The sequence below is a fragment of the Streptomyces yaizuensis genome (assembly GCF_034961445.1).
GTDB classification, from domain to species: Bacteria; Actinomycetota; Actinomycetes; order Streptomycetales; family Streptomycetaceae; genus Streptomyces; species Streptomyces yaizuensis.
Map to the genome: position 1 here is coordinate 70,539 of NZ_BSBI01000022.1, position 13,310 is coordinate 83,848.

General features: G+C 71.8%; 14 protein-coding genes. 7 read left to right on the forward strand and 7 right to left on the reverse strand.

The annotated features are described in order from the left end of the window. Window positions 1-107: 107 nt before the first annotated feature. The 3 genes from dapF to miaA form a co-directional block, all read right to left on the reverse strand. Window positions 108-1,046, reverse strand: coding sequence for a diaminopimelate epimerase (gene dapF, locus SYYSPA8_RS35685; protein WP_323451621.1), 939 nt, complete (start codon window positions 1,044-1,046; stop codon window positions 108-110). Window positions 1,047-1,152: 106 nt separating this feature from the next. Beyond that, window positions 1,153-1,608, reverse strand: a complete 456-nt coding sequence (locus tag SYYSPA8_RS35690) for a hypothetical protein (protein ID WP_323451657.1) — start codon at window positions 1,606-1,608, stop codon at window positions 1,153-1,155. A gap of 132 nt (window positions 1,609-1,740) precedes the next feature. Then, window positions 1,741-2,679: a tRNA (adenosine(37)-N6)-dimethylallyltransferase MiaA gene (miaA, locus tag SYYSPA8_RS35695; protein ID WP_323451622.1), complete on the reverse strand. Its 939-nt coding sequence runs from the start codon at window positions 2,677-2,679 to the stop codon at window positions 1,741-1,743. Between the two features lie 195 nt (window positions 2,680-2,874). Here miaA and SYYSPA8_RS35700 point away from each other — a divergent pair, with 195 nt between their 5' ends. Continuing rightward, complete coding sequence (locus SYYSPA8_RS35700) at window positions 2,875-3,204, forward strand: hypothetical protein (RefSeq protein WP_323451623.1); 330 nt, start codon at window positions 2,875-2,877, stop codon at window positions 3,202-3,204. Between the two features lie 21 nt (window positions 3,205-3,225). Further along, window positions 3,226-3,477 carry an antitoxin gene (locus SYYSPA8_RS35705; protein WP_323451624.1) on the forward strand — a complete coding sequence of 84 codons (252 nt, stop codon included), beginning with the start codon at window positions 3,226-3,228 and terminating at the stop codon, window positions 3,475-3,477. A 150-nt stretch (window positions 3,478-3,627) separates the two neighbouring features. Here the strand turns inward: SYYSPA8_RS35705 and SYYSPA8_RS35710 are convergent, their stop codons facing one another. Together SYYSPA8_RS35710 and miaB are read right to left on the reverse strand one after the other, a co-directional pair. Beyond that, a complete protein-coding gene (locus tag SYYSPA8_RS35710; RefSeq protein ID WP_323451625.1) occupies window positions 3,628-4,353 on the reverse strand; it encodes a class III extradiol dioxygenase subunit B-like domain-containing protein in 726 nt (241 codons plus the stop codon). Between the two features lie 105 nt (window positions 4,354-4,458). Next, on the reverse strand, window positions 4,459-5,979 hold the full coding sequence (miaB, locus tag SYYSPA8_RS35715; RefSeq protein WP_323451626.1) for a tRNA (N6-isopentenyl adenosine(37)-C2)-methylthiotransferase MiaB: 1,521 nt from the start codon (window positions 5,977-5,979) through the stop codon (window positions 4,459-4,461). 277 nt (window positions 5,980-6,256) lie between these two features. Between miaB and SYYSPA8_RS35720 the strand changes: the two genes are divergently transcribed. Further along, on the forward strand, window positions 6,257-7,255 hold the full coding sequence (locus tag SYYSPA8_RS35720) for a TAXI family TRAP transporter solute-binding subunit (RefSeq protein ID WP_323451627.1): 999 nt from the start codon (window positions 6,257-6,259) through the stop codon (window positions 7,253-7,255). On the opposite strand, the gene SYYSPA8_RS35725 is transcribed toward SYYSPA8_RS35720, so the two are convergent. Together SYYSPA8_RS35725 and SYYSPA8_RS35730 are read right to left on the reverse strand one after the other, a co-directional pair. Then, window positions 7,234-8,673, reverse strand: a complete 1,440-nt coding sequence (locus SYYSPA8_RS35725) for a sensor histidine kinase (protein WP_323451628.1) — start codon at window positions 8,671-8,673, stop codon at window positions 7,234-7,236. The genes SYYSPA8_RS35720 and SYYSPA8_RS35725 overlap by 22 nt on opposite strands. Before the next feature lie 8 nt (window positions 8,674-8,681). Next, window positions 8,682-9,383 carry a response regulator transcription factor gene (locus SYYSPA8_RS35730; protein ID WP_323451629.1) on the reverse strand — a complete coding sequence of 234 codons (702 nt, stop codon included), beginning with the start codon at window positions 9,381-9,383 and terminating at the stop codon, window positions 8,682-8,684. A 494-nt stretch (window positions 9,384-9,877) separates the two neighbouring features. On the opposite strand from SYYSPA8_RS35730, the gene SYYSPA8_RS35735 reads away from it, so the two are divergent. From SYYSPA8_RS35735 to SYYSPA8_RS35750, 4 genes are all read left to right on the forward strand, one after another. Next, on the forward strand, window positions 9,878-10,663 hold the full coding sequence (locus SYYSPA8_RS35735; protein ID WP_323451630.1) for an amino acid ABC transporter ATP-binding protein: 786 nt from the start codon (window positions 9,878-9,880) through the stop codon (window positions 10,661-10,663). A gap of 35 nt (window positions 10,664-10,698) precedes the next feature. Next, entirely contained in the window at window positions 10,699-11,523 is an 825-nt protein-coding gene (locus tag SYYSPA8_RS35740; protein WP_323451631.1) for a glutamate ABC transporter substrate-binding protein, read from the forward strand. 75 nt (window positions 11,524-11,598) lie between these two features. Next, complete coding sequence (locus tag SYYSPA8_RS35745; protein WP_323451632.1) at window positions 11,599-12,273, forward strand: amino acid ABC transporter permease; 675 nt, start codon at window positions 11,599-11,601, stop codon at window positions 12,271-12,273. Further along, entirely contained in the window at window positions 12,270-13,145 is an 876-nt protein-coding gene (locus tag SYYSPA8_RS35750; RefSeq protein WP_323451633.1) for an amino acid ABC transporter permease, read from the forward strand. The genes SYYSPA8_RS35745 and SYYSPA8_RS35750 overlap by 4 nt, the downstream gene beginning before the upstream one ends. Window positions 13,146-13,310 lie beyond the last annotated feature (165 nt).

The following is a 13,310-nucleotide window of genomic DNA, read 5'->3' on the forward strand; positions in this document are numbered from 1 at the left end:
GGGAGGGCAGGCGCCCTCCGGGCCGGTCCTTGATGCTATCGAGCCCACCACGTGGAGCAGTCCGCCTCTCGCCGAGCGTGAAACGGATCACCCATTCGAGCGAAGCTCTATGACGTGACGGTTTGGGATGGTGCGAACAAGCCGGGTGCGATATGCCCCTCGGCGACGATCACGGCGGGGCCGGTCATCTCGATCTCGCCGTCCGGCCGCTCCGTGATCAGCAGCCGGCCGCCGGGGAGGTCCACGGTGTACGTGACGGGGGCGCCGGTGACGGCGGGGTCCAGGCCGTCGCGGCGGGCGGCGGCGACGGCCACGGCGCAGGCGCCCGTACCGCAGGACCGGGTCTCGCCGGAGCCCCGTTCGTGGACCCGCATGGCGAGGTGGCGCTCGCCCCGGTCGACGGCGAACTCCACGTTCACCCCGGCCGGGTAGACGGCTGACGGGGTGTAGGACGGCTCGGTGAGGAGGTCGCCCGCGTGGTCGAGGTCGGCGACGAAGGCGACCGCGTGGGGGTTGCCCATGTCGACATGGGTGGTGGGCCAGGTGCGGGCGCCGACGGCGACGGTGACGGTCGCGGCGGGGAGGTCCGCGCGGCCCATGAGCACGGTGATGTCGCCGTCGCCCGCGCCGGGGGCGCTGTCCTTGGCGATGTGCACCCGCTTGACGCCGCCGCGGGTCGCCACGGCCAGGTCGCCGGCCCCGGCGTGGCCGGCGCGCTGGAGGTGGCGGGCGAAGACGCGGACGCCGTTGCCGCACATCTCGGCGATCGAGCCGTCGGCGTTGCGGTAGTCCATGAACCACTCGGCCCGGTCCGCCATCGCGCGGGCCTCCGGGTGGGCGGCCGACCGGACGACATGGAGCAGCCCGTCACCGCCGACACCGGCCCGGCGGTCGCACAGCCGCGCGACCGTGGCCGCGGGCAGGTCGAGCGCGTTGTCGGGGTCGTGGACGATGACGAAGTCGTTCTCGGTGCCGTGGCCCTTCAGGAAGGGCACGGCGGGGTGCTGGGCGGGCGTCGCGGCCGGTGGAGTGCTCACGCCGTCCATCGTACGAGCGAGCGACGACAACGGGGCGACCGGACAGCCGGAGGACCGGACAGCCGGAGGGCCGGGGATCAGGCGGCCTGTACGCACCGCCGGCCCCGCGGGCCCCTCAGCGCAGCCGGGCCACGCGCCAGACGGCGAGCGCCACCAGGAGCGCGCACACCGCCGCGTACAGCAGCAGGACCCGCCAGTCGGGGCGCTCCCCCGAGCCGCGCGGCGGCAGTCCCGGCCAGGTGTGGCCGACCCGCCGGGCCGCCATGACGGCCCACCCCGCGGCACAGCAGCCGATCAGCAGGCCCAGCATCGCGACGACGGGGCCGGAGCCGGAGCTTCCGGTGCCGAAGGCGAGAGGGAAGCCGAACATGAGGGAGCCGGCGACGGCGAGGATCACGATGGGGGCGAGCTGCCAGAGGCGGAGCCTGCGCGCGGGGCGCAGCTCGACCTCGACCTCGCCCGCCAGGACGTCCTGCTCCTCCGACGCGTCGGGGCCGTCCGGGCTCAGCCCGGGTGCCGCGTCCGGACGGTCCAGCCGCTGCCGGTCGGTGTCGTGAGGGCCGGCCTCCATCGCCACGTGCCCTCCCCACTCGGACTCCACAGTCGATCGTCGCTCGATGATGGCACGCTCCAGGGCGCCCCCATGACGGGCAGGGCGTCCCGATGCCATCACGTGATCAGGCTGTAACCGCCCGTTCGACGATCAGGCGGTGACGGCCTGTTCGATCAACGCCAGCGCACGTCCGGGAAGTTCCCGTCGGTCCGCCTCGGCACCACTGAGCCAATGCACCCGGGGATCCCTTCTGAACCATGAATCCTGACGGCGCGCGAAGCGTTTGGTGGCGCGCACGGTCTCGTCGCGCGCCTCCCGATCGGTGCACTCGCCCGCGAGCGCCCGGAGGATCTGCTGGTAGCCGAGGGCGCGCGGGGCCGTGAGCCCCTCGCGCAGCCCGTGCGCCTCCAGGGTCCGCACCTCGTCGACGAGGCCCGCCTCCCACATGCGGTCGACCCGGACGGTGATCCGCTCGTCCAGCTCGGGGCGGGCCACGTCGACGCCGATCTGCACCGTGTCGTACACGCTCTCGTGACCGGGGAGGTTGGCCGTGAAGGGCTTGCCGGTGATCTCGATCACCTCCAGCGCGCGCACGATGCGGCGGCCGTTGCCGGGGAGGATCGCCGCGGCGGCCCCGGGGTCGGCGGCGGCCAGCCGGGCGTGCAGCGCGCCGGGGCCGAGTTCGGTCAGCTCCGCCTCCAGCCGGGCCCGGACCTGCGGGTCGGTGCCGGGGAACTCCAGCGCGTCGACCGCGCCCCGGACGTACAGCCCGGAGCCGCCGACCAGGATCGGGGTGCGCCCGGCGGCCAGCAGCCGGTCGATCCGCGCGCGGGCGAGCCGCTGGTACTCGGCGACGCTCGCGGCCTCGGTGACGTCCCAGATGTCCAGGAGGTGGTGCGGGACCCCGCCGCGCTCGGCCGTCGTCAGCTTGGCGGTGCCGATGTCCATCCCCCGGTACAGCTGCATGGAGTCGGCGTTGACGACTTCCCCGCCCAGCTGCTGGGCGAGGAAGACGCCCAGGTCGGACTTTCCGGCCGCGGTGGGGCCGACGACGGCGATGACCCGCGGTGCGGGAGGGGTGCTTCTCACCGCCCCAGTCTCGCAAACCCGCGGCGATGTCCCCGAACGAGCGAGGTGACGTCACGGCTGGGGGGTCGTTGCCTGTTGCGAGGTCTCGAACGCCGGTTTTCCGGCCGGCACGCCATCACGGCGATGACGAGGCACTTCGGGCAGCCGCGCGGCACGGCGCGGCAACCCCTCACACGAGTACGCTATGGAGTAGATATGGGTGTTTTTGCACGCTTGTTCCGCCGGTCGAAGGGCGACGACCCCGCCGCACAGACCCCGGCCGACGGAAGGACCCCCGATACCCTGGAGGTGGAGCCCGAAGCCGGCAGCACCACCAGCGAGGCCGAGGCCCCGAAGGACGAGGCCGCCCCGAAGGCGGCGGAGACCGCGGAGCGTCCCACCGAAACCACGGGGGCCGCCGAGACCACCGAGGCCGCGAAGGCCGAGGGGGCTTCGACCGCGGCCCCCGAAGGTGTGGAGATTCCGCGCCAGCAGTCGTCCGGGGACGCGGCGGATCGCGAGGCCGGCGAGGGCGCCCGCCAGTAGTCCCACGAGGAAAGGTGCCCCATGGGTCTCATGGACACACTGAAGGCCAAGCTCGCCCCGGCCAAGGAGAAGGTCTCCGACCTGGCACAACAGCACGGGGGCAAGATCGAGCAGGGCCTTGACAAGGCCGCTCACGCGGTCGACGCCCGCACCAAGGGCAAGTACAGCGACAAGATCCAGTCCGGCACGGGCAAGGCCAAGGAGGCCCTGGACCGCATCGCGCACAAGGACGACGGCGGCACCCCGCCGCCGGCGGCGCCGCCCGCCTCCTGAGGCCCGAGGGGCCTTTCACGATCACGGCCGGAGGGCCGCGGGGCGATGACCCCGCGGCCCTCCGCCGTCGTCTGCGCAGTCGTGTGTGCCGTCGCGCACGTCACCCGCACGGACGCGGCCCGGACGGCTCAGGTCCAGGCGGCGACCGGCTCAGGTCCAGGCGGCGACCAGATAGCCGACCCCGTAGGGCGCCTCGTCGTAGAGCAGCCGCCCGGCGGCCGAGGTGTCCTCGGCGGCGCCCGCGAGCACCTGCCAGGGGGCCCGGCCCGCCGCCTTCAGCTCCCGCGCCAGCGGGGCGTCCAGCGCCTTCAGGGCGGCGGTGTCCGCGGCGCCCAGGGCCCGCGCGGCGAGGGCGTCGAAGCCCTCCGCCCGTTCGTCCAGATAGCCGGGGGCCTTCACCCCCCGGCAGGCGCTCCCGTCGCCCATCACCAGCAGGGCGACCCGGCCGGCCCGGGTCGCGGTGCGCCGGCCCAGCTCCACCGCCCGCTCCGGCGCCAGGTCCTCGGTCACCGCCGCGCCCTCGACGGGGCAGGCGTCCCAGCGCGCGCGGGAGAGCAGCCAGGCGGCCACGGACAGGGAGTACGGAAGCTCCCGGGCCGGCTCCTGGTCCGGTTCCCGGGCCGGTCCGGTGCCCAGCCGTACGGTCAGGTCCGCGCCGAAGCCCCGGAAGGAGCCCGGCGTACCGGGGTGGTACGTACCGTCCGCGCCGGTGGGCGCGGGGCCGACCACCACCAGCAGATCGGGGCGGGAGGCCGCGAGCACGCCGACGGCGTCGGCGCAGGCGTCCCGGGCCGCGTCGAGTTCCGGCGCGGCGCCCGCGGCGACCTCCGGCACGAGCAGCGGCGGGCAGGGGCAGACGGCGGCGGCGACAAGCATGATCGGCAGCCTAGCCCGCCGGGCGCGGGCACGCGGCCCCCGTAACGACCCGTACCGGAGCGCGCACGCCCGCGGACGCCCGTGACGTCCGCGGGATCGGACGGGTCAGCCCAGGCCGCAGGCGGGCGCGGACGCCGCCGGCAGCGGCTCCGGGACGCCGATCTTCGGCAGTCCGAGCAGCACGCCCGCCGGCTTCGCCGCCCGCCCCTCCTGGCGCTTCTGCCAGGCGTCGCCCGCGCGGGTGCGGCGCACGGACGTCACCGGGCCCTCGGCGAGCAGATGGTGCGGAGCGGCGTAGGTGATCTCCACGGTGACGGTGTCCCCGGGGCGCACTTCCTGGTCCGGCTTGGTGAAGTGCACGAGCCGGTTGTCGGGGGCGCGGCCGGAGAGCCGGTGGGTGGCGTCGTCCTTGCGGCCCTCGCCCTCGGCGACCATGACCTCCAGGACCCGGCCGACCTGCTTCTTGTTCTCGTCCCAGGAGATCTCCTCCTGGAGCGCCACCAGCCGCTCGTAGCGGGCCTGGACGACCGCCTTGGGGATCTGGCCCTCCATGGTCGCGGCGGGGGTGCCGGGGCGCTTGGAGTACTGGAAGGTGAAGGCGTTGGCGAAGCGGGCCTCGCGGACCGTGTGCAGCGTCTGCTCGAAGTCCTCCTCGGTCTCGCCGGGGAAGCCCACGATGATGTCGGTGGAGATGGCGGCGTGCGGGATCGCCTCGCGCACCTTGTGGATGATCCCGAGGAACTTCTCCTGCCGGTAGGACCGGCGCATGGCCCGCAGCACGGTGTCCGAGCCGGACTGGAGGGGCATGTGCAGCTGCGGCATCACGTTCGGCGTCTCGGCCATGGCGGCGATCACGTCGTCGGTGAAGTCCCGGGGGTGCGGCGAGGTGAAGCGGACCCGCTCCAGGCCCTCGATCCGGCCGCAGGCGCGCAGCAGCTTGCTGAAGGCCTCGCGGTCGCCGATGTCCGAGCCGTACGCGTTGACGTTCTGCCCGAGCAGGGTGATCTCGGAGACGCCCTCGCCGACCAGGGCCTCGATCTCGGCGAGGATGTCGCCGGGGCGGCGGTCCTTCTCCTTGCCGCGCAGGGCGGGCACGATGCAGAAGGTGCAGGTGTTGTTGCAGCCGACGGAGATCGACACCCAGGCGGCGTACGCGGACTCCCGCCGGGTCGGCAGGGTGGACGGGAACGCCTCCAGCGACTCCGCGATCTCGACCTGCGCCTCTTCCTGGACCCGGGCGCGCTCCAGCAGCACCGGCAGCTTGCCGATGTTGTGCGTACCGAAGACGACGTCGACCCAGGGGGCGCGGCCGACGATGGTGTCCCGGTCCTTCTGCGCCAGGCAGCCGCCGACGGCGATCTGCATGCCGGGGCGCCGGGTCTTCATCGGGGCGAGGCGGCCGAGGTTGCCGTAGAGCTTGTTGTCCGCGTTCTCCCGGACGGCGCAGGTGTTGAAGACGACGACGTCGGCGTCGCCGTCGGAGCCCGCGGGGGCGCGGACGTAGCCGGCGTCCTCCAGCAGCCCGGACAACCGCTCGGAGTCATGGACGTTCATCTGGCATCCGTAGGTGCGGATCTCGTAACTGCGCTGAACGTCCACTGCCTGGCTCCGGTCGCTGCTGGTCATGGAACAAGGGTAGGCGGTGGCGGGGACAGCTCCGCCCACCTGCCCGGCGATGGCCGGCGGGAGCGGCCGCGAGCTGCGGGAACGTGCTCCGCGCGGGGGTGTGCGCCGATGCGCGCGGGGGCCGGAGGGGGCGGCTCGCGCGGGGGCCGGTGGGGGCGACTCGTGCGGGGCCGGTGGGGGCGGCGGCGCACGGGCCGTCGGCGGGGGTCCATCACGGTTTGGCCTCCCCGGGGCACTTTCTGGCCAGCGCGGGGAGTGGCCTGGCAGGATCGCCCGTATGTTCCAGGCCGTCTCCCGTCTCAGCCGCCGCCGGGCCGCGCAGGCCGCCGCGGCGCTGTTGGTGGTGTCCGGTCTGCTGCTGTGGTGGCTGTTCCCCCTCGGTGAGCCGGGCCCCCGCGGCGACGTCAGGATCAGCACCGGTCTGCGCAACGGGGTCTACGACCGCTACGGGGAGCTGCTGCGGACCGAGCTGGCGCACGATCTGCCCGAGGTGGACGTGGTGCTGGAGAACAGCGCCGGGTCGCAGGAGAATCTCGCCCGCGTCGCGGGCGGCGGGGCGGACTTCGCCATCGCCACCGCCGACGCCGTCGTCAAGTACCGCCAGAAGGGCGAGCCGGGCGCGGCCGGGCTGCGCGGCTGTGCCCGGCTCTACGACGACTACGTGCAGCTGGTGGTGGCCGAGGACTCGCCGGTGCGGAGCGTCGCGGACCTGCGCGGCCGCAAGGTGGGCATCGGCCCGGAGGGGTCGGGCGTGCGGCTGGTGGCGGAGCGGCTGCTCCAGGCGGCCGGTCTGGACCCGGACACCGACGTCACCCGGGTCCCCGCCGGGATAGACACGGCCCCCGGCCTGATGGAGAAGAAGGCCGTGGACGCGTTCTTCTGGTCGGGCGGCCTGCCGACCGGGGCCGTGGAGGACCTCTCCCGGGCGATGGAGATCCGGCTGGTGCCGCTGCCCGCGGCCCTGGTGGAGGAGGTCCACCGCAGCTCCGAGGCGACCAGCCACTACCGGCAGGCGGTGATCCCGGCGGACGCGTACCGGAACATCGACAGCCGGGAGCCGGTGCCGACGATGGCCGTCGCCAATCTGCTGGTGACCACGGACACCATGGACGAGGGGATGGTCGAGGGCCTGACCCGGACGGTGATCCGCAGCCGTGACGAGATCGGCCAGATGGTGCATCCGGCGCAGGGGGTCGATCTGCGGACCGCGATCTACACCGCCCCGCTGGCGCTGCACGAGGGCGCCCAGCGCTACTACACCTCCGTGAAGCCCTGACCCTCAGTTCCTGCCGGGATGCCCACGGCGGGCCGGGCGGCCGTCCGGGGAACGGTGACGGTCACTTTCAGGCCGCGTGGCCGGTGATGGTCGTACGCGATCGTCCCGCCGCCCGCCGAGAGCAGCGCCCGGGAGATCGACAGGCCCAGTCCCGACCCCTTGACGTTCTGGTGGCGTCCGCTGCGCCAGAAGCGGTCCCCGACGCGGAGCAGTTCGTCGTCGGTGAGTCCGGGTCCCCGGTCGGCGATCACCAGGGTGCAGTGGTCGCCGCGGGAGGACACGGTCACGGTGACCTCCTCGCCGCCGGGGGTGAACTTGAGGGCGTTGTCGATCACCGCGTCGAGGGCGCTGGAGAGGCCGATCGGGTCGCACCAGGCGGTCACGGCAGTGTCGGGCCCGGACAGGCGCACGCCCTTCTCCTCGGCGACCGGGCGCCATGATCCGACCCGCTCGGCGGCGAGTGCGCCGATGTCGGTGAGCTGGAGCGTGGCCGCCGCGTGCTCGGCCAGGGCGAGGTCGAGGAGGTCGTCGAGGACCCGGGCGAGCCGTTTGCCCTCGGTGCGGACGGAGGCGATCTCCTCGTTGCCCTCGGGGAGTTCGAGGGCGAGGAGTTCGATGCGCAGCAGCAGGGCGGCGAGCGGGTTGCGGAGCTGGTGGGAGGCGTCGGCGACGAACGCGCGCTGTTGTTCCAGCACCATTTCGACGTTGTCGGCCATCTCGTTGAAGGAGCGGGCCAGGCGGCGCAGTTCGGGTGGCCCGCCGGCGGCCGCGACCCTGGAGTTCATCCGTCCGGTCGCGATGTCGTGGGTGGCCGCGTCGAGGACGCGGACGGGCCGCAGCACCCAGCCGGTGAGGCGGAAGGCGGCGGCCACGGCGACCAGCATGGCGGCGGCCTCCCCGGCGGCGATCAGCAGCCAGCCCTCCAGGATCCGGGCGCGCAGCCGGTCGGTGGGCGAGTCGGTGTAGACGACGGCGACGACGTCCCCGTCGCGAACGACCGGTGAGGCGACGACGAGGCGGCTGCCGGTCTGCCAGGGCCACACCTGCGGCGGGTCCTGGCTGCGCCGTCCGGACCGGGCCTCGTCGAAGGCGTCGGCGCCCTCCCCGGCGTCGGGCAGCGACCAGCCCGCGGGCGAGCGGTGCATGGGGGTCCGGTCGCGTTCGAAGACACCGACCCTGATCCGGTAGGTCTCCCAGTACCGGTGGAGCTGCCCCTGGAGCAGGGCCTGGCGTTCCCCCGGCTCCTCGGGTCCGGCGACGAACTGGGCGAGGGCGGCGAAGCGGACGGTGTCGTCGATCCGGTCGACGACGACCCGCTGCTGCTGGGCGGCGGCGAGGCTGACCGCGAGCGGGAAGCCGAGTGCCAGCAGGATGCCCGCGAGCAGGATGATGAGGAGCGGGAGGAGTCGGGTACGCACAGGATCCGTCAGCCGGCCGGTGCGACGAGCCGGTAGCCGACCCCGCGTACGGTCTCGATCAGCGCGGGCATCCGGAGTTTGGAGCGCAGCGAGGCCACGTGGACCTCCAGGGTGCGGCCGGTCCCCTCCCAGCTGGTGTGCCAGACCTCGCTGATGATCTGTTCCCGGCGGAAGACGACGCCGGGCCGCTGGGCGAGCAGCGCGAGCAGGTCGAACTCCTTGCGGGTCAGCTGCACTTCGTCGCCGTCGACGCTCACCCGGCGGGTGAGCAGTTCGATGGTCATGGAGCCCAGCCGCAGGCCCTGGTCGGAGGCGGCCGCCGGGTCGTCCCCGGCGGGGGTGCGCCGGGCCACGGCGTGGATGCGGGCGAGCAGTTCGCCGGTGTCGTAGGGCTTGACGACGTAGTCGTCGGCGCCCAGGTTGAGGCCGTGGATGCGGGAGCGCACGTCGGAGCGGGCGGTGACCATGATGACCGGGGTGGTGGTGATCTTCCGGAGCCGTCCGCAGACCTGGTAGCCGTCCTGGTCGGGCAGGCCGAGGTCGAGCAGGATCACCCCGAAGGGCGGCCGGCCGGGGTGCGAGGCGGGCAGGACGGCGTGCAGTGCCTCACCGCCGTTGCGGGCGTGGACGACCTGGAAGCCGTGCCGGGCGAGCACGGCCGACAGGGCGGCCGCGACATGGTCGTCGTCCTCGACGAGCAGCAGTCTCATGGCCCCCCTCGGGTCGTTCGGTGTCGCGCGTTCCGCGAATCTCGTGCGTGTCGTGCGTGTCGTGAGCATCGCGAGTGCCACGAGTATCGCGGGTGTCTCAGGTGTCGCGGGTGTCGCGTATTCCGGTCAGTGGTCGGTCGTACGTGGTCGGCGGCCGGTCCGGCCCCCGGCTCCGGTGGTCCGGGCCCGAGGTCCGGTGTGCGCGGCTCCGGTCCAGTGTGCGGCGCCGCGCCGGGCCCCCTCCAGTGTGCGGCCCGTCGCACGGTCGTCATGCGCACAGGGCATCAAGGCCGATTCTCCGCCAATCAGTCAAGAGGTTGTCGGCCGGGGGACGTCTTCCGTTATCCACCCGGTACGCCATTCGTCACCCTCATCACGCATCGTGGCCATCCGAAGCCATATCGTTATGCTCAATTTCCGCTCAGATGTAATGACGCTCGTCACAACCCCTCACTACTGTCCTCCCAACCGATGGAGGATGGAGCGAGAAGCCGATGAGCGGAGTAGCGAAGACCGGGGGCCCGGAGGACGCCGTAGCGGCAGCGGGTGACCTGGTCGTGCTGAGCGGGGTGAACAAACACTTCGGCGCGCTGCATGTCCTCCAGAACATCGATCTGACCATCGAGCGCGGCGAGGTCGTGGTCGTCATCGGCCCCTCCGGGTCCGGCAAGTCCACGCTGTGCCGCACCATCAACCGTCTGGAGACGATCGACTCCGGCGAGATCTCGATCGACGGGAAGCCGCTGCCCCAGGAGGGCAAGGAGCTGGCCAGGCTCCGCGCCGACGTCGGCATGGTGTTCCAGTCGTTCAACCTCTTCGCGCACAGGACCGTGCTGGAGAACGTGATGCTGGGCCAGGTCAAGGTCCGGCGCAAGGAGAAGGCCGCCGCCGAGCAGCACGCGCGCAAGCTGCTCGACCGTGTCGGTGTCGGCTCCCAGTGCGACAAGTACCCGGCCCAGCTCTCCGGTGGCCAGCAGCAACGTGTGGCGATCGCCCGTGCGTTGGCCATGGACCCCAAGGTCATCCTCTTCGACGAGCCCACGTCGGCGCTCGACCCGGAGATGATCAACGAGGTGCTGGAAGTCATGCAGCAGCTGGCACGGGACGGGATGACGATGGTGGTCGTCACCCACGAGATGGGCTTCGCCCGCTCCGCCGCCAACCGGGTGGTCTTCATGGCCGACGGCAGGATCGTCGAAGAGGCCACGCCCGAGGAGTTCTTCAACAACCCGCGCAGCGACCGCGCGAAGGACTTCCTCTCGAAGATCCTGCACCACTGACGACCGACCGAATCACGACACAAGGGATGTTCTCCATGAAGCTCCGCAAGGCATCGCTGGCGCTCGCCACGGGTCTGGCCCTCTCCCTGACGCTCACCGCGTGCGGTGGCGGCTCCGGCAGCGACGACGGCAAGATCACCATCGGTATCAAGTTCGACCAGCCCGGTGTCGGCCTGAAGACGGCGGACGGCGAGTACACCGGCTTCGACGTCGATGTCGCCACGTATGTCGCCAAGGAACTCGGCTACGACGCCAAGAACATCGAGTGGAAGCAGGCGCCCAGCGCCAACCGCGAGACGCTGATCCGCAACGGTGACGTCAAGTTCGTCGCCGCGAGCTACACGATCAACGACAAGCGGAAGGCCGAGGTCGACTTCGCCGGTCCGTACTTCCTGGCCCACCAGGACCTGCTGGTCCGTGCCGACGACGACGCCGGCATCAAGAAGGTCGAGGACCTCAACAGCAAGAAGCTGTGCTCGGTGACCGGCTCCACCTCGGCGCAGAACGTCAAGGACAAGCTGGCTCCCAAGGCCGACCTCCAGCCGTTCGGCGGCTACTCGGAGTGCCTGACCGGCCTGGAGAACAAGGCCGTCGACGCCCTGACCACCGATGACTCCATCCTGGCCGGCTACGCCGCGCAGAAGGAGCACCAGGGCAAGTTCAAGCTGGTCGGCCTGAAGATGAGCGACGAGCCCTACGGCATCGGCCTCAAGAAGGGCGACAAGGAGCTTCGCGACAAGATCAACAAGGCCCTGGAGAAGATGAAGAAGGACGGCTCCTGGGACAAGTTCGTCAAGAAGAACTTCGGCGCGGCCAACTACGCGTACGAGCCCGCCCCGGAGATCACCGAGACCAGCTGAGGCCAGCGGTGACGTGCCACCGGCCCCGGCCGGTGGCACGCGCCACGATCCAACCAGGAGAGATCGCGGGTCATCGTGTTCGACTTCCTTGATTCCGGGCAGTACGACCTGCTCGGCGCGTTCTGGGTGACGACCCAGCTCGCCCTCTACTCGGCCATCGGCTCCCTCGTCTGGGGAACGGCCCTGGTCGCCATGCGGGTCGGCCCCGTCCCCCTGCTGCGGGCCTTCGGCACCGGCTATGTCAACGTGGTGCGCAACACCCCGCTGACCGTGGTCATCGTCGGCTGCTCCATCGGCCTCAACCAGACCCTGGGGTTCTCCCTCGGGGCCGACCGGTTCGAGGACATCGGCTTCCGGATGGCCGTCCTCGGCCTGGTCGCCTACACCGGCACCTTCGTCTGCGAGGCACTGCGCTCCGGCATCAACACGGTCCCCGTCGGCCAGGCCGAGGCCGCCCGTGCGCTCGGGCTCGGCTTCTTCCAGGTGCTGACCCTCATAGTCCTGCCCCAGGCGTTCCGCGCGGTCGTCGCCCCGCTGGCGAACGTCCTGATCGCGCTCACCAAGAACACGACGGTGGCCGCGGCGATCGGTGTGGCCGAGGCCGCGCTGCTGATGAAGGACATGATCGAGAACGAGGCCGACGCGCTCTTCGCCGTCTTCGCGGTCTTCGCCTTCGGCTTCGTCGTTCTCACCCTGCCGATGGGCCTGCTGCTCGGCTGGGTGTCCAAGCGTGTGGCGGTGAAGCGATGACCTCGGTCCTGTACGACGCCCCCGGCCCCCGGGCCAAGCGGCGCAACATCCTCTACACCGTGCTGTTCCTGGTGGTCATGGCCGCCGCGGCATGGTGGGTGCTCGGCACCATGGCCGACAAGGACCAGCTGGCGTCGGAGAAGTGGAGTCCGTTCGTCACGGACTCCAAGGTGTGGACCACCTTCCTGCTGCCGGGCCTCTGGGAGACCCTGAAGGCCGCCGGGCTCGCCATGCTGATCGCCCTGCCGCTCGGTGCGGTGCTCGGCATCGGCCGGCTCTCCGAGCACGCCTGGATACGGGTGCCGGTCGGCGTGGTGGTCGAGTTCTTCCGCGCCATCCCCGTCCTGCTGCTCATGGTCTTCGCCTACAACGCCTTCGCGGAACTCACCACCATCGAGTCGGAGATCCGGCCGATGTACGCGGTGGTCACCGGCCTGGTGCTGTACAACGCCTCCGTCATCGCCGAGATCGTCCGGGCGGGCATCCTCTCTCTGCCGAACGGGCAGACGGACGCCGCCAAGGCGATCGGCATGCGCAAGAGCCAGATGATGGCCCATGTGCTGCTGCCGCAGGCGGTCACCGCGATGCTGCCGGCGCTGGTCAGCCAGCTCGTGGTCATCGTCAAGGACACCGCGCTGGGCGGGGCGATGCTCGGCTTCGCCGAACTGCTCTACCAGAACCGGGCCATCACGGCCAACTACGGCGCCAACACCATCGCCACGCTCACCGTGATCGCGCTGATCTTCATCCTGCTCAACTTCCTTCTCACCTCCTTCGCGAGCTGGCTGGAAGGCCGGATCCGCCGGGGCAAGAAGGGCACGGGCGCCGTAGTCGACATCAAGGCCGTCGACGGGCAGCTCGGCGGCGTCTGACCGCACGGCGGGGCGCCCCCAAAGACCAGGGAGGGGCGGTGGCACGGCGGTGCCACCGCCCCTCCCTGCTTGCCCGCACCCCCCGGGAAGCGGGGGTGCGGAACCGGTGGTCGTGTGCACGCCATGCCACCCTCCCGTCACTTGACGCAGGCATCCCCAGTCGGT